This window comes from Pontibacter sp. T17, assembly GCF_057219875.1.
Genome location: NZ_JBXVVW010000001.1, coordinates 990,196 through 1,006,401, shown reverse-complemented (window position 1 = coordinate 1,006,401; position 16,206 = coordinate 990,196). Strand labels below are relative to the sequence as shown.

The window sequence follows — 16,206 nt, the reverse complement described above, 5'->3', positions numbered from 1 at the left end:
ATGACCGAAATGTTTAAAAAGCTGCAGCATTGCTTACTGTTGGTCGTCTTGGGGTGGGGCGTTCCTGCGCTGCTTTCGCCGGTGTTTGGCCAACAGAAAGCCGCAACCGCTTTTATTGGTGGGGGCACCGAGAACATCATCCTGCAGGTGGTCGATGCCGCCTCCGGCAGTATTGGTGTTGCCCCGGCAATTCCAGGAGCCTGCCGACACAAGTATTACATCCGGGCATTTGACGTCGTCGCCAATGCTCCTGTTCAGGCGGCTCTTTGGCGCTGTACCTGGAACTGGTCTGTGTCTGGAGGAGGCACATTTACGTATGGGGTGTTGAAAGACACCATCTACGTCACCTGGCCCGCCAATGCCACTTCGGGTTCTGTCAGCTGCTCCCGCGCTACTATCTGCGAAAACACTACACCCGCAGGTGCATACGATATCCTCAGCGTGACAATGTATCCGGCACCGCCTGCGCCACTGGCTGCTACTGCGTATTACTTTCCAGAGAAAAGCAGTGATGTTGCCACTTCACTGCTCTCTGTGCCTCTGGCAAATTTCTCCAATAGTCTGATACTGGAAGCTGTTACAAGCCCCTCGCAATCAACAGTCCTCAAGCTCCTTCCCACACGACTCAGCTTCTACACGCCTTCAACGCCCACAACGCAGAGCCTCAGTCTCACGCTGAAGTACCGCACCCTTGATGGCAAATGTGTTTCTGCCGCTCCTGCCTATCCCATTACGCTGCAAGGGTACGCGCATCCCCAACTGGTGCAGAGTGGCAATTATTACGAGGCTGGCGGCACCACCATTACACAGACCACTGTCTATCCCGCTTCCCTCAACCCGGTTTATCAGTGGTATCGGGTAGATCCCTTTGGTGACAAAATACCCATCTCTGGCACCGGAACGTCCATTTCAGTTTCACAGGGAGGTGTTTATGGCTGCGTCGTTACCATCAACGGCGACAGCCGAACCAGTGGGGCTCCCCGCATCTCCTCCCAGATGAGTACCATCACGGTAGCCCTCAAAACCGAACTCACACTTTCCGACCCCGCGCTTGCCAGCCGCAACTACGTTATCACCAATGCGTTCCGAAAGGGCGGTATCCGTACCACTACCCCCGGCCAGATGATGGATGCCGATGCCGTCAGCCAGTCTGTTACCTACCTCGATGGCATGGGCCGCACGCTCCAGCAGATCCAGACCCACGCCTCCACCGATTCCTCCGACCTCGTTCAGTTCTTCCAGTACGACGCCGAGGGCCGCTCCCTCCGCTCCTTCTCGCCCTATCCTGCCCCTTCTGCCCAGAAGACCGGAGGCTACTTCCGCTCCAATGCACCAGCTGAATACGCCAGCTTCTACGCCGCGCCTGCGCCCAAATACGGCGTGTCGGCTTCTGCCGCGCCATACGTCCAGACCAAAGTAGAGGCCTCACCCAATAACCGCGTACTGGAGCAGGGTGGGTGGGGTGCCCTCTACCAGCCAGGGGCTGGCCGCTCCCAGCGCACTTTTGCACGCTATTATGCCGCTGCAGATCCCTGGCTGCCCACCGCCACGGTCAGCCGCTCCGGTGCGGTGACACTCGGCGCACGATACCAGCCCGGCACTGGCCTCCTCGTGCAGGTTTCCATCGACCCCCAGGGCGATTCCCTCTTCAGTTATCTCGACCGCGAGGGCCGTCTCATCGCCACCCGTCAGCCCGGTGGTCCCACTGCCGCCGCCGACATCATTACCCTTAATGTCTACGACAGTTTGGGCCGTCAGGCGCTTACCATCACGCCACTGGCCTACCAGCATTGGTTGGCCAATGGCAAGTGGAGCACCCCGCCGCAGGCCGTTCTCGACGGCTGGTGCTTCCAGTTCCGCTACGATGCCCGCGGCCGCCTCAATGCCCGTAAGGCCCCCGGCAAGCAGTGGGAATACATCGTCTATGACCGCAAGGGTACACCCGTACTGTCTTTCCTCCGTGAGCGCAAACAGGGCAATCAAACAAATTACACCTGGCGCTACTCCAAGACCGATGCCGCCGGCCGTAACCTTCTCTCTGGCGAGTTCGTCACTACCCTTACCCAGGCCCAGTTGCAGGCCCAGTTCGACGCCGACACCGCACCTCTCTTTGAGCGCCGCGCCCAGAGTGGCACCTACGGTTACTCCAACACCGCCAAACCCACACTTCAGGAGAATACCACCGAAACCGATGGAACCACCTACACCGACGCCATCTTCTACTATGACGACAGCGATTTCGACCGAAATGGCGTGCAGGATTCCCTCCTGAAGTTCTCCAATCGCCAGCCCAACCCCGGCGGGCTCCGCGCTTTCGTCCCCGGCCAGCAGACCGGCCTCAAAGCCCGCCCGCTGCGCGAGTACGGCTCCAGCAAGGCAGGCGCACCCGCCGGTACGGGCTGGGCCCTCACCTGGACCTGGGCCGTCACCCTTTACGATACCCTCGGCCGCAATGTCCTTACCGCCCAGCAGCGCTACGACAAGCCAGCCCAGTGGATACAGGGCACCCTGAAGTATGCATGGAATGGAAGGTTGGAATCTTCATTGACCTCCGACGAGGGTAGTTTCATGTACACCGAAACCTTTGAATACGATGTTCTTGGGCGGTTGTTTGCGGTAAAAGGAAAAGACCTCTACTTAAACATCATAACCCCTTTAGAAGTCCGCTACTGGTACGATGCCTTCAGCCGCGTCCGCCAGAAGCGCACCGGCCCGCTTACCGTCAAGTACACCCGCAACGAGTACGGTCAGCTCTCCCGTATCCTGTATGGCACCGCTGCCAAGCCCCGCCTTTTTGAAGAGCGTCTCGGCTATGCCGACAGCCTCGGCGATGGCACCCTCACGCCCCGCCGTTACGACGGCCTCATCGCCTACACCTGGACACACGACGGCATTCTCGGCAAAACCTTCCTCCAGAAGTATCAGTACGACCGCGCCAAACGCCTCACCGCCGCCTACTTCGACGACTCCACCAAAGGCATCGCCAAAACCGCCGCCGAGGGCCTCTATTCCGAGTACGACATGCAGTACGACGTTGCCGGCAACATCCTCGGCCTCAAACGGGCGCTGGGAGTAACAACCGGCGGTAACAACCCCGTACCTCGTGCCCAGCACCTCGCCTTTGGCTACTTCGCCACCTCGCACAGGCTGGCTTTTGTCAACCAGCAGTCGGCTGGCTACACCGCCACGGCCTATGCCAACGGCCCCTTCTACGAGCTCCCCGGCAGTAACACCAGCACCCTCGCCGCGCCCGACTACACCTACGACGCCGACGGCAACCTCCTCTCCGACCTCAACACCGCCCAGAACGCCACCTACAATTCCCTACAGCTGCCCCGCACCCTCAGCAAAAACGGCGTCAGTGTAGAGTATGTCTACGACGGCGCGGGCCGTATGCTCGTCAAATACCTCGTGGTGCCAAGTAATGTGGGTGGCACCGTACAGACTACCACCAGCATCTATGCCGCCGGGGCCACGATTGTTTCAGTATCCGGCATTTCAGGAGTACAGGTGCAGTATGCCGGCACCGATGTCAACTTTACCGCCAGCGGCGCCCAGTATTCCGTCACCGACCACCTTGGCAGCACCCGCATGGTCGTCAAGGCCGACGGCACCGTCGAAGAGCGCTACCACTACTACGCCTGGGGCGCCCGCATTGCCAGCCTGTCCAGCACCCCCACCAGCAGCAGTACCACCACCGACCTCTACGCCAACGGCAAACGCATTGCCGAGGAGCTGGAATCTGCGTGGCAGCTGCACGGCGCACGGTTATTTGATGCTTCGATAGGCCGCTTCCTGGCGGTAGATTTGCTGGCCGCTGAAGCCGCTGACATGACGCCGTATAACTACGCGCTAAACAACCCCATCTATTTTACTGACGAATCAGGCCTGAAAGAAGCAACCCACAAGCCTGAAGACGAAGAGGAAAGCACGGGAGGTGGCAGCATGAGCAAAGATTTATCTTCCACAAATAGTACAGGTGTTTCTTGGGGGAGTACAGTTCAGGATATGTGGAGTTTAAACAATACATTATCACCTGAGAATGCGGGGCTTGGTAAACAGGCACTTCTCGATAATGGGGGCGGACACGATCCAATCGGAAAGGTAGGCATTGCATTTGGCGTTACAATCTCTGCTAATAGCTTCAAAGCAACGGCGTCAGTAGGTGTTCAGGTTCAGGCGAGTTACTATGATCTTACGGCCCTTTTTAGCTTCAGTTACTACAGAGGATCTCAGTTGGGGACCCCTGCTTATGACTACACTGGCTCTCATTTGGGGGCCCCGGCTCACAATTTACGCGGTGGGTACTTTGATGTTACAGCTGTGGCTTATGTTACTGCTGGTAAAGGGCAAGCGGGGCCACGAAATTTTTATACATTGAACTACGATACACCCTCGCCATTCAAAAACACTTATGATATGTCATTGTCCTGGGGGCAAATGCTTACCTATAATTCGGCGATAAATGCCTATGGTGATGGTCCCGGATGGCAGATTCAGGGTCTTTTGGGCCTCAGACTTGGAGATTTGTTTATGCTTTCAACCAACAATGACTCTCGCTCTCTGCCTTATTTGGGTTCTGGACGTTTGTTTGGAAGACCGGAAGGCAATGGCACCGATGCGGGATGGACAGGCGGCTTAGTAATATCCCTAGGAAAAGCGGAGTTTGGCTATCAGAATTTTAGTGGATATCGGCGGAGTCAGTTGTCTTCAGGCTTGCAAGATGAATATGCCAAGCCTTGGGTCTTTTATCCTCAAACCCGATATCATTTATTATTAAATAAGGCTGCCAATTTTATCCGGTACGGTGGAATAACGATACAGAATTATTCAAATGCTTGGTTTCAGAACTGGATTCATAGAAAAATTTCTCATGAATCTACCTACCTATATTACTATCGGAAATCATTTGAATTGAAAGGAAACTTTTAGTATGAAACAGGTCGTTTTTTTTGTAATTTGTATATTTGTCGTTACAAGCTGTGTGCACTATAAGCTCGTGGACGGAAATATACGCCCTAAAGGAAAAGAGAAAAGCCCATACAAGTCCAACTGTAAATTGGACAGCCAGTTGATGGGTGAAAAATATATTTACATAACAAGACCAGTACCTGGTTATAGTATTGACACGTCTGTTTGTGTCTTGGTGTTTTATCCAGATGGTAGATATGCGCTTCAAACTGGACTGCCGCGTTTGGATTCCGTTCGAATGCGTTCCGTAAACTGGGAGAATGCATATTCTAGAGGGTTTTGGTGCAGTGATGGCCCATGGATTAAAATGGCAGTATTTGAGATTTCAGATGGAGGCTGTTATGTCGAAGATATAGCGTTAAAAGCTGGGGCAGATTACTATTATATAGGCCCCAGAAAGCGGAAAAACCCAGTTCTGAATAATGAAAACAGGCTTATTTATCTTGGCAAAATTGAATAACATTTTGCTAATTTGGCTAAGTCATTCACCGTCACCGACCACCTGGGCAGCACCCGCATGGTGCTGGATTCCAGTGGTACTGTCCAAGAGCGCTACCACTACTACGCCTGGGGTGCCCGCATCTCATCGCTCTCCAGCACGCCCACCAGCAGCAGTACCACCACCGACCTCTACGCACAGGGCAAACGCATTGCCGAGGAGCTGGAATCGGCGTGGCAGCTGCACGGCGCCCGCCTGTTCGATGCCTCCATCGGCCGCTTCCTGGCGGTAGATTTATTGGCGGCCGAAATGGCGGATTTAACCCCGTACCACTACACCGCCAATAACCCCCTCAACTACAAGGACGCCAATGGGTTGATGCTCACCACCTACAATCCCCTTGACGACGGAACAGGCGGTGGGGGCGGTGATGCAGGTGCGGCAGCTGCAGCCCATCTCTATGGTCTTCTCGCCAGTATGGGGGCCTACGGCCGGGATGGGGTATCTGGGTTCTCAAGTGGTTTTTTTGGAGGGGACAATGAAGGTTCAAAAGCCCAATTATATCTTGAGCGCGAATTGATGTATGGTGTGCCGTGGGATGATACTAAAGAGCGTGCTTTGCAGAAAGGAATCAGACGTGGCGAGGTTCTTATTTATCGTCGCAATCCCGGTTATGGTTGGGCTGCGATAACGTCAGAGTTTCCACGCATTATAGGCACGCCATTTGACAGCGATGGAGGAATTAAATACTTTCAGTATGTTCGTCTCCAGAAAGGAATGAAAGTGTATCATCGCAAGAAGCGCAAAGGCAAAGCTTCAAGCTTTCATTCTCCTGAAGTCTATACTGGGGATGATTGGTATATGCTAAGTCCAGCAGAAGCCCAGTCAGCCCTCGCCCCCGACTGCCCCTGCGGATGCCCCGGCCAGCCACCGTGCCCTGATGTAGATTGGGTTTCGGTAGGAGTGGGTTCCAGTGCAGTATTATTTGGTGTATTAGAAGTCGCTGGCGGGGTGGGAACTGGAAATCCATTCCTTGTGTTGGATGGCGGTGGCAGAGCTGGTTTAGGCATTTTTCAAATTATCAGAACTCTTCGTGCCTCTTCAATAGAAGAGCAGATAAACGCAAGGAATACTCCTTCGAGTCTTTTTGAAGCAATCATGTCCATGATTCCTCCCAGTAGCTCTGATCGAGTAAATACCCTGCGAAGCTCTGCAACACTAGGCTATGACGTTTATGCATTCACCTTTGGAATTTGGAAAACAAGCCAGTTGAATGCTATGAAGCCAGCGCCTTGGGTGGGCCTGATAATAATTAGCGGTATTGACCTGTCGATAAGCGTGGCTAAACAAAAGATTTATTCAGATTATCCGTTGATAAAATTAAAATAGCATGAAAATTAGAAAAAGTTGGGTAATGCTTATTGCCAGCATGACATTATACTCCATATTCGCATATGGACTAGTTGTAAATTTTGATTGGAGTTATGGTTTTGATTTTGAGACTTTTATAGCAATTGGACTTCTTGTTTGTCCCTTAATATATATAGCATATGTTTGGTTTCAAATGAAAAGGCAAGAACAAGAGTAGGTATAGCTTTTTGCTATACTAGGCCCAAGAGCCCAATTTCTCGAATATTACAATGATGGTTTACACGGTGTTCGAGCTATGTAAAGAAACTGGCTCGGATTTTTAACTTGAGCGCCCGCATCTCATCGCTCTCCAGCACCCCCACCAGCAGCAGTACCACCACCGACCTCTACGCCCAGGGCAAACGCATCGCCGAGGAGCTGGAATCGGCGTGGCAGCTGCACGGCGCGCGTTTGTTCGATGCTTCGATAGGCCGCTTTTGGGGTGTGGATTTGCTGGCAGCACAGACTGCCGACCTTACGCCGTACCATTATGCACGTAACAATGCCGTTAATTACAAAGACCCCACAGGGCTCTACGCCGAGGACGACGTAACGGATAGCCCTGCACCTACCTTCGTGTCCTTCGGACAGCGACTGTGGGAATATCTGGTGGCGGGTAATCATCTATGGGATCTCGATTGGAACAGTGGCACTGGCGGTGGGCCGCTGCATCCGGTGGACAAGGGGGCCCAAGAGCTGGCAGAAAGATTGTGGGCAATGACCCCTGAGGGTTCTGTTACCACCTACCGCAACCAGAGCAACGGACGCTACACCATCACCACCTCCCGAAATGCAGGCTATTACACCTATTACCGCCGCGCCGACGGATCGACCTACGGGTATGACTTCACCAATCGGTATTTGGAGGAAGTCAGCACCCAGTATGGAGGCCCCGTCTGCCCCTGCGGCTGCCCCGGCCAACCGCCTTGCAGTTACACTTATAAAAATGTAACTTACAACAGTGAACATGATTTGCTTTGGGAAATAATGAAAGATGTTGGGAGGACGCAATTTGGTATTGATGAATTCAATGCTAGAACTATTATGACTTTGTTGGAAGTTGCTCTAGGAATTGCAAATTTCCCAATTGAAAAAAGACTAGTTTTTGGAACTAATGGAGTGGGTGGTAAAGCTTCAAAATATTTTACGGCTTCAACATATTTCGCCAGAAAGTTTGGGCTTAAAATGCAGAGCTAAAAGGCACCTACCCTGAACCTCTCATCTTCGCGAACTGCATATAAACTAATTCCGTACTTAAGAAGAACTCCATATGTCGCCGGATTCTTGTTAGGAGTTGAGGTTTGGCGGTTTTTTAGCAGTGTTCAATCGCAGTTTGATGATATCACAGGAAAAAACATGTGGCTTTATCTGAGCGTAGAGTGGTTCTCCGACTTGGCTGATTTGCGTAATGATCAAAATAATCATTAATAGGATGGAAATGCTTAAGGAGGTAGAAATTAGGGAAGTTCATGATGTTTTATATTCCATTCTGGAATTTTATATCGGAATTGATAGGCATGAAATAAAATTTTCTGACTCCATTAATTTGTCGTATAAAGTTCGTGGCGAGATGGGGTATATAATAATCGAGGCTATTGAGGAGCATTTTTCTATTGTAATGGATAGAAATGAAATGTATAAATACTTTGGAAGCGACCCGCACCTATTTAGTGCCTTGATTGATTTTATTTTACTTCCAGTTCGAGCCTATCAACTAATTAGAAGTGGGTATCTGAAAGAGGAGCAGCCATCTTTAACAGTTGGGCTGCTTTTTGAAATGGTTGTAAACGCGATTGAGAAGAAGCGTGAAAGCTAGGTCCAGTTTGGAATCGGCGTGGCAGCTGCACGGCGCCCGTCTCTTCGATGCTTCGATAGGCCGCTTTTTAGGGGTGGATTTGCTGGCGGCCGAATCGAAACGATGCCATTTCCTCAATTTACTGGGGGTGAGCAGGGATTCCAGCGCGTTAACACAACCCTTAAAAAAGACAGATGGAAGCCCGTTTTCAGAGCTTCCCGCTAGGTGGTGGTCGGGATGACAGGATTCGAACCTGCGGCCTTACCGACACGTCGGGACGCGCTGGCGTTGGCACAAACAACAACGAGAAGCCGGTGGGGGCTTCTCGCTGGGTAGTGGTCGGGATGACAGGATTCGAACCTGCGGCCTTCCCGACACGTCGGGACGCGCTGGCGTTGGCATAAACAACAACGAGAAGCCGGTGGGGGCTTCTCGTTGGGTAGTGGTCGGGATGACAGGATTCGAACCTGCGGCCTCTTCGTCCCGAACGAAGCGCGCTACCGGGCTGCGCTACATCCCGTCCGGATGACTGGCATACGCCAGTTTTTCGGGAGTGCAAATATATGGGCTTTGACAGAACCCTGCAACAAATGCTGTGGGGCCTCAGGCGGTGACGGGAACACCGAAGAGTGCGCGGGCGGTGTCCTCAATGGCCCGGGCGTCGTAGCCACACTCGCGGTACTGCTCGGCCTGGGTGCCCTGCTCGACCACGCGGTCGGGGACACCGAGGCGGCGCACAGTGGCGCTGTAGCCCTTGTCAGCCATCCACTCAAGCACGGCTGAGCCGACGCCGCCGTTGAGGCAGCCATCTTCGACTGTGATGACGCTGGAGAAGCGCGAGAAGACCTCGTGCAGCATCTCCTCGTCGAGCGGCTTGACGAAACGCAGATCGTAATGCGCGGGGTGCAGACCAGCCTTGTTGAGGCTGGCGATGGCCTTGGTAGCCTGATGGCCGATGGGCCCAAAGGTGAGAATAGCCACGCCCTCGCCGTCTACCAGCTTGCGGCCCTTGCCTACCTCCACCCGCTGCATGGGCGTGCGCCAGTCGAGGTTGACGCCGTTGCCACGCGGATAGCGGATGCAGAAGGGATTGCGGGTCTGGGAGGCGGTGTACATGAGGTTCCGCAGCTCGGGCTCGTCCATGGGCGACGATACTACGAGATTGGGAATGCAGCGCATGTAGGCGACGTCGTACACACCGTGGTGGGTGGCACCGTCGGCACCGACCATCCCGGCACGGTCCATACAAAGGACTACAGGGAGGTTCTGTATGGCGACATCGTGGATGACCTGGTCGTAGGCCCGCTGCATGAAGCTGCTGTAGATGTTGCAGAAGGGCACCATCCCCTGCGCGGCCAGACCAGCGGAGAACGTAACGGCGTGCTGCTCGGCAATGCCGACGTCAAAACAGCGGTCGGGCATGGTCTGCATCATCTTGACGAGGCCGGAGCCGCTAGGCATGGCGGGGGTAACGGCCACGACACGGGCATCCTGCTGGGCGAGCTCAATAACGGTTTCGCCGAAGACATCCTGGTATTTGGGCGGAGTAGGATCGGCGGGGAGCTTGACGTTTACCCAGTCGCCGGTGACCTTGTCGAAGTTGTAGGAAGGGGCGTGCCACTTGGTCTGCTCTTTCTCAGCGGGGGCAAAGCCCTTGCCCTTGACGGTGACGCAATGCAGAATCTTGGGGCCCTTGATCTGCTGGAGGTCTCCCATGAGGCGCACGAGGTGGTTCACATCGTGGCCGTCTACCGGACCGAAGTAGCGGAAGCCGAGGGCCTCGAAGAGGGCACCGGGCTTGCCGATGGAATTGGTGAGGACATCTTCCAGACGGGCGCCGAGCTGTTGGGCAGCAGCGCCGAGCCCTTTCAGCTTGCCCAGCTGCTTGTACACCTCGTCGCGGATACGGTTGTAGGTGCGCGAGGTGGTGATGTCGATGAGGTATTCCTTGAGTGCCCCGACGTTGGGGTCGATGGACATGCAGTTGTCATTGAGGATGACGAGCACGTCTTCGCCAGAGGCGCCTGCGTTGTTGAGGCCCTCGAAGGCGAGGCCGGCGGTCATGGCGCCGTCGCCGATAACGGCTACGACCTTGCGGTCTTCGCCACGGAGGCGGTTGGCGGTAGCCATGCCCAGCGCCGTAGAGATGCTGGTGCTGCTGTGGCCGACGCCCATGGTGTCGTAAATGCTCTCGTTACGCTTGGGGAAGCCCGCCACCCCGCGGTAGGTGCGGTTGGTGTGGAAGCGGTCGCGACGGCCGGTGATGAGCTTGTGACCGTAGGCCTGGTGACCGACGTCCCACACGACTAGGTCGTGGGGGGTATTGAAGGCGTAGTGGAGCGCAACAGTGATTTCGACGACGCCGAGGGACGCGCCGAAGTGGCCACCGTAGATGCTGCAATGCTCGATGATATAGTCGCGCAGCTCGTTGCAGAACTGGAAGAGGTCGGCTTCGGAAAGCTGACGGAGGTCGGCCGGGAGGTTGACGCGGGAGAGGAGCGGACCTGCCTGGATGGGAGCGAGCTTGGACACCTTGAGGCTGTGCGGGTTAGCGTAGAGAGCGCAGGAGCCGTGGGAAGATAGCACACGGGCAGCCTACAAAGGTAATAAACGAGGAACGCCCCGAAAAGTTCAGGGGTTGGGGGCAGAACTGGGGACGATTTCTACGCCGCTCAGCCGAGCATTTCGGCGAGGCGGGTGATGACGACGGGGTCGGAGGAGATGCCGAGTTCGCCGACGAGGTTGAGAATGGCCTCCTTTTCTTCCTCGCTGATGAAGCCTTCCTGCATGGGGTTTCCGTTGGCCTGCATGCGGATGAGGATGTTCTGCTTCATGTTGCCGGTGGAAGAAGCGGCGGCGCGGATCATGATGTCGAGCACCTCGGCACCAACGCCATACTGCTGGATGTAGAGGCGCAGGACGTCGAGGAAGGGCTCGCGCCAGGCGGCAGCATTGCGGGCCAGAAAGCGAACCTCCTGACGAATGTCTTCCTCTGATATGTTGACGCTGCCATCGGCCATCACCTGGCTGAGCTGGGAGATGAACATCATCTCGGTGGTGTCGATATGGCCATCGGCGCCGAGCACCAGAACAGCGGGGAATATCATAAGCACGCGCTCGAACTCCTTGGCCGAGAGGCCCTCGGCGGCACGGGCCGAGCGGTAGCGTTTGTAGAGGTCCTGAAGTTGCTGGGCAAGCATTCGAGTGTCAGTGAGTTACCGGTTCGGGTGCAAGATACGGAATACCCCTAATGCGGGAGATAGTGAAGAATGGGTCGGAGAGATACCGTTAACCAGAAGGTCAGTAACTTGGCGACCCAACAATGATTTAACGCACGTCGGGTCGGCGAATGTTTACCTTTGCCGCCAAGCACCTGCTACAAAGTTGCAACAGACAAACCATGCGAGCTTTTTTTACAGTCGTTCTGGTAATGGTGGCGCTGACTGCTGCCAGCCAGCAACGCGGTCGGGGCGCCCGGAATGCCCGTCCAGCCAAAACTGCTTCTGCGGCCACCGTCGCCACGCCAGTGCCCGCCAAGCCGCGCCTGGTGGTGGGCATTGTCGTAGACCAGATGCGCTACGACCTGTTGACTCGCTATGCGGCCAAGTACAGCCCCAACGGCTTCAAACGGCTGCTGCGCACAGGCTTCAGCTTTGAGCGGATGGACTACAACTACATGCCCACATACACAGGGCCGGGGCATGCAAGCATTTACCGTGGCACCACTCCTGCCGTACATGGCATTATTGCCAACGAATGGTACAGCCGACAACAGCAGCGGGAGTTTTACTGCTCAGAAGACAGCCTGGAACAAACGGTAGGGGCCGAAAATGCCAGTGGCCAAATGAGCCCACGCAACCTGCTGGGTGACAATCTGAGTGATCGCATAGGCCAGCAAGGTGGCAAAGTGGTAGGCCTCGCACTGAAAGACCGAGGGGCGATTCTGCCCGCAGGCCACAAGCCTGTAGGCGCTTACTGGTGGGATCGGCAGAGCGGCAATTGGGTTACCTCTACCTATTATCATCGGCAGCTGCCCGCCTGGGTGAGCAAATTCAATGCCCGGCGGCTGGTAGACAGCTTCATCGTGAAGCCCTGGACCACCCTACTGCCTCTGGACCAATACACGGAAAGCACCGCTGACGACTTTCCTGGGGAAGACACCCCCATGGCCGACCGGAAACGAACCTTTCCGCACCAGCCTGCCCGCCGTAAAGACGGCAGCTATGGCGATCTGCCCTACACTCCCTGGGGCAACACCCTTACGACCGAGATGGCCAAAGCCGCTATCGAAGGTGAGCAGCTGGGCCAGGGCACCGCAACCGACCTGCTGTGCGTAAGCTACTCCAGCCCGGATTATGTAGGCCATGCCTTCGGCCCCAATTCCGTGGAGACGGAAGACATTTACCTGCGGCTGGACCTGGAACTGGGAGAATTCTTCTCGTACCTGGATCAGCGTTTTGGCTGGCAGAATGTCATCGTATTTCTGACTGCCGATCATGGCGTTGCAGCGCTGCCGGAGTATGCCCAGACAGCAGGGGAAACCGGTGGGCGTTTCAGTGTACGCCCCTATCGTCAGGCGGTAGATTCACTGCTGGCGGCAAAGTATGGCCCCGGCAGCTATGTATTGGACTTTACCAACCAACAGCTGTATCTGAACCACACGCTACTTGCGCAGAAGCAGGTAGCCCTGGATGATGCCATTGGCCTTGTGGCTGACTACACAAGCCGTTACCCGCATGTTACCAGCGTTCTCACCCGCCAGCAGATGCTGAATGGCCGAGAGCTGGAGCCCTACCCCGTGGCACGTGGGTATCACCCGGACAGAAGTGGCGATCTGTCGGTTCAGTTGGAGTATGGCTGGTTCGACAATTACTCTGACCGAACCACTGGCACTACGCATGGTACGCATTACCCCTACGACACTCACGTTCCCTTCCTGATATCCGGATGGAAGGTGCCCACCGGCAAGACTGGCCGCAATGTGTTTATTCCAGATATCGCTGTAACCCTGTTGGCGCTATTGGGCCTGCCAGCCCTGCCGGATGCGACAGGGAGTGTGCTGCCCGAACTCAGTCGATAGGCAATCGGCTCATATCCAATCAAAAGGGCGCAATAGGCGCCCTTTTTTGCACCTCAGCTAGACAGGTAGGTCGCTACGGACTAACTTGAGGTTAGAAATGAATGCCGATCATCTTACCCTGAATGCAGTTTTTGAGCAACTGCTGAAGCAGGCTGCAAGCCTAGATGCTGCTGATCCGTTGGCCCGCTGGCGACAGGAATTCAATTTTCCACAAACGGTGCCCGGCCCCGAGAATATCTACCTGTGTGGGCACTCATTGGGTGCACAGCCGAAGGCAGCCGTACGCGAGGTGGAAGAGGTGCTGAAAGAATGGGGGACGACAGGCATAGGCGGCTTTACGAGCAAGCCACACCGTTGGATGACGTATCCGTTTCAGATAGCTGAACATCTGGCGGGGCTGGTGGGCGCCGGGGCGCACGAAGTGCACCCAATGAACACCTTGACTGTGAACCTGCATGTGCTGATGAGCAGCTTCTACAAGCCTAAAGGCCGCAAGCAGAAGATTCTGATGGAATACAGGCCATTCCCGTCAGATGTGTATGCGTTTCAGAGCCAACTGGCACTGCATGGGTATGACCCCACGGATGGCATTGTGGAGCTGATACCGCGACCCGATGAAGACATACTGCGCACAGAAGACATACTGGCGGCGATAGACCTGCACCGCGACGACCTGGCGCTGATTGTGCTCGGGGGAGTGAACTACCTGACAGGGCAACTGTTTGACATAGCAGCGATAGCCCAGCGGGCCCAGCAATACGGCATCACCTTTGGGGTAGACCTGGCGCATGCGGTTGGCAACGTTCCCCTGCGCCTGCATGACTGGGGCGTAGACTTTGCCGCCTGGTGCACCTACAAGTACCTGAACAGCGGCCCCGGTGCGCCTGGTGTCATTTTTGTGCATGAGAAACACCACAGCTTATCGCCCCTGGAACGACAGGCCGGCTGGTGGGGCAATGCACAAGCCTCGCGGTTCATGATGCGGCCTACGTTTGAGCCCGCGGCGGGGGCGGCGGGTTGGGCACAGAGCACGCCCACTATTGTGGCACTGGCACCCCTGATGGCATCGAGCCGGATGTTTGCCGAGGCAGGCATAGACAACCTGCGCATCAAAAGCCTGAAGCTGACGGGCTACCTGGAAAGCCTGCTAAAGGAACTGCCACAAGTGAAGATTGTGACCCCTGGAGACCCTCACAGCCGAGGCGCCATGCTGTGTCTGCGCATACCGGGTGGCCGGGCAGTGTTTGACCGCATCAGTGCACAGGGCATTGTGGCCGACTGGCGCGAACCCGACATCATCCGGGTGGCCCCAGCCCCGATGTACAACACTTACAGCGACGTAGCGGCCTTTGCGCGGGCACTACGCGACTCGCTGGCACAAGCCTGACAAACACTACCCTACCCCAAGCCGCAGACGCTTACTCGCCGCCAGTGAGCATGCGGTCGTAGTAGGTGATGTCGTGGGTGATAAGGCCGTTCTGGACAGTAAGGAAAGCCGCAATAGGCAGGCAAAACGACTTACCGTCTGGGCCTGTGCCGGTGGAAACAAACTGCACGGCCGCGGAATTGCCCTCGACGATGAGGGAGACAACGGAATCTTTAATGCTCGGCATTAGGCGGAACATTTCACCATAGTGAGCACGAACGAACGCCCTGCCAGTATTGGCCCGTAGACCATTGGGGCCGGGGTTGTAGAGGAGCGCACCTTCGGAATACATGGCTGCAAGGGCCGTAGAGTCGTGACGGTTGAAAGCGTCGAACATTGCGAGGACGACCTGGCGGGTGGAGTCGGCGGCAGGGGTGGTTTGGGTGGCAGCCGAAGACAGCCGGGGCACCTGCTGACAGGCGACCATTCCCACGGCCAGAACACAGAGGAATAGTGCTTTCATGCTTCAAGGTAGCATACCGGGCACTGGCCAGCAATGGAGAAAGCTGACATTATGCAGGCCGGGAATTGAAATATGGCATAATTGGGCCATATTGGGCCATGAAGAAAATCATCCAGTATTCGGATACGCCGCAATACGTGGGGCAGGAGATAGGAGTGTCGGAGTGGCACGAGATCCAGCAGGATGCAGTAAACCAGTTTGCCGCCCTGACGGGCGACGACCACTGGATACACCTGGATGTAGCACGCGCCCAAACGGAAAGCCCATTCGGTGGCACGGTGGCCCACGGCTTTCTGACACTGAGCCTGCTACCGGTGATGTTGCGCGAGATCGTAGAGATTACGGGGCCCGTAACGGCCGTAAACTACGGCCTGAACAAGATTCGGTTCCCACAGCCGGTGCCAGTAGGTTCGCGGGTGCGGTTACGGATGAAGCTACAGGATGCCAAGCTGCTGGCCGAGGGCCGGGGCGTGCTGCTGACGCTGGCCTGTGAAATGGAGCGCGAAGGCCAAACCAAGACCGTACTGGCCGCCGACTGGTTGGTGGCGTATCTGCCCGCCTGAGCTGTTCACGTACTGAAAAAGACAAAAGGCCCCAGTGGGGCCTTTTTTGTCTGCCAGCT

General features: G+C 55.6%; 11 protein-coding genes and 1 tRNA gene. 8 read left to right on the top strand and 4 right to left on the bottom strand.

Annotated features, from left to right (window positions below; genetic code table 11):
- The 5 genes from AC2D8O_RS04590 (at nt 1) to AC2D8O_RS04570 (ending at nt 8,636) form a co-directional block, all read left to right on the top strand.
- Nucleotides 1–4,932, top strand: coding sequence for a DUF6443 domain-containing protein (locus tag AC2D8O_RS04590; protein ID WP_484677616.1), 4,932 nt, complete (start codon nt 1–3; stop codon nt 4,930–4,932).
- Between the two features lies 1 nt (nt 4,933).
- Nucleotides 4,934–5,431 carry a hypothetical protein gene (locus AC2D8O_RS04585; protein WP_484677615.1) on the top strand — a complete coding sequence of 166 codons (498 nt, stop codon included), beginning with the start codon at nt 4,934–4,936 and terminating at the stop codon, nt 5,429–5,431.
- A 12-nt stretch (nt 5,432–5,443) separates the two neighbouring features.
- Complete coding sequence (locus AC2D8O_RS04580) at nt 5,444–6,799, top strand: RHS repeat domain-containing protein (RefSeq protein WP_484677614.1); 1,356 nt, start codon at nt 5,444–5,446, stop codon at nt 6,797–6,799.
- A 306-nt stretch (nt 6,800–7,105) separates the two neighbouring features.
- Entirely contained in the window at nt 7,106–8,017 is a 912-nt protein-coding gene (locus AC2D8O_RS04575; RefSeq protein WP_484677613.1) for an RHS repeat-associated core domain-containing protein, read from the top strand.
- A 235-nt stretch (nt 8,018–8,252) separates the two neighbouring features.
- Nucleotides 8,253–8,636, top strand: a complete 384-nt coding sequence (locus tag AC2D8O_RS04570) for a hypothetical protein (protein WP_484677612.1) — start codon at nt 8,253–8,255, stop codon at nt 8,634–8,636.
- A 422-nt stretch (nt 8,637–9,058) separates the two neighbouring features.
- Here AC2D8O_RS04570 and AC2D8O_RS04565 read toward each other — a convergent pair.
- From AC2D8O_RS04565 to AC2D8O_RS04555, 3 genes are all read right to left on the bottom strand, one after another.
- Nucleotides 9,059–9,135 (bottom strand) — tRNA-Pro (locus AC2D8O_RS04565).
- An 83-nt stretch (nt 9,136–9,218) separates the two neighbouring features.
- Complete coding sequence (dxs, locus tag AC2D8O_RS04560) at nt 9,219–11,147, bottom strand: 1-deoxy-D-xylulose-5-phosphate synthase (RefSeq protein WP_484678267.1); 1,929 nt, start codon at nt 11,145–11,147, stop codon at nt 9,219–9,221.
- Nucleotides 11,148–11,287: 140 nt separating this feature from the next.
- Nucleotides 11,288–11,815, bottom strand: coding sequence for a hypothetical protein (locus AC2D8O_RS04555; protein ID WP_484677611.1), 528 nt, complete (start codon nt 11,813–11,815; stop codon nt 11,288–11,290).
- Between the two features lie 200 nt (nt 11,816–12,015).
- Between AC2D8O_RS04555 and AC2D8O_RS04550 the strand changes: the two genes are divergently transcribed.
- Both AC2D8O_RS04550 and kynU read left to right on the top strand, forming a co-directional pair.
- Complete coding sequence (locus tag AC2D8O_RS04550) at nt 12,016–13,695, top strand: alkaline phosphatase family protein (RefSeq protein WP_484677610.1); 1,680 nt, start codon at nt 12,016–12,018, stop codon at nt 13,693–13,695.
- A 97-nt stretch (nt 13,696–13,792) separates the two neighbouring features.
- Nucleotides 13,793–15,082 (top strand): kynureninase, encoded by a 1,290-nt coding sequence (gene kynU, locus AC2D8O_RS04545; RefSeq protein ID WP_484677609.1) that lies wholly within the window; start codon nt 13,793–13,795, stop codon nt 15,080–15,082.
- A gap of 31 nt (nt 15,083–15,113) precedes the next feature.
- Here the strand turns inward: kynU and AC2D8O_RS04540 are convergent, their stop codons facing one another.
- Complete coding sequence (locus tag AC2D8O_RS04540) at nt 15,114–15,584, bottom strand: nuclear transport factor 2 family protein (RefSeq protein ID WP_484677608.1); 471 nt, start codon at nt 15,582–15,584, stop codon at nt 15,114–15,116.
- Nucleotides 15,585–15,682: 98 nt separating this feature from the next.
- Here AC2D8O_RS04540 and AC2D8O_RS04535 point away from each other — a divergent pair, with 98 nt between their 5' ends.
- The gene (locus AC2D8O_RS04535; protein WP_484677607.1) at nt 15,683–16,147 is read left to right on the top strand and encodes a MaoC family dehydratase; all 465 of its coding nucleotides are present in this window, start codon (nt 15,683–15,685) and stop codon (nt 16,145–16,147) included.
- Nucleotides 16,148–16,206 lie beyond the last annotated feature (59 nt).

Bases quoted from the DNA above. Each gene is read 5' to 3' on its own strand.
- AC2D8O_RS04590 (WP_484677616.1), top strand. From the start codon at position 1: ATGACCGAAATGTTTAAAAAGCTGCAGCATTGCTTACTGTTGGTCGTC.
- AC2D8O_RS04585 (WP_484677615.1), top strand. From the start codon at position 4,934: ATGAAACAGGTCGTTTTTTTTGTAATTTGTATATTTGTCGTTACAAGC.
- AC2D8O_RS04570 (WP_484677612.1), top strand. From the start codon at position 8,253: ATGGAAATGCTTAAGGAGGTAGAAATTAGGGAAGTTCATGATGTTTTA.
- AC2D8O_RS04555 (WP_484677611.1), bottom strand. From the start codon at position 11,815: ATGCTTGCCCAGCAACTTCAGGACCTCTACAAACGCTACCGCTCGGCC.
- AC2D8O_RS04550 (WP_484677610.1), top strand. From the start codon at position 12,016: ATGCGAGCTTTTTTTACAGTCGTTCTGGTAATGGTGGCGCTGACTGCT.
- kynU (WP_484677609.1), top strand. From the start codon at position 13,793: ATGAATGCCGATCATCTTACCCTGAATGCAGTTTTTGAGCAACTGCTG.
- AC2D8O_RS04540 (WP_484677608.1), bottom strand. From the start codon at position 15,584: ATGAAAGCACTATTCCTCTGTGTTCTGGCCGTGGGAATGGTCGCCTGT.
- AC2D8O_RS04535 (WP_484677607.1), top strand. From the start codon at position 15,683: ATGAAGAAAATCATCCAGTATTCGGATACGCCGCAATACGTGGGGCAG.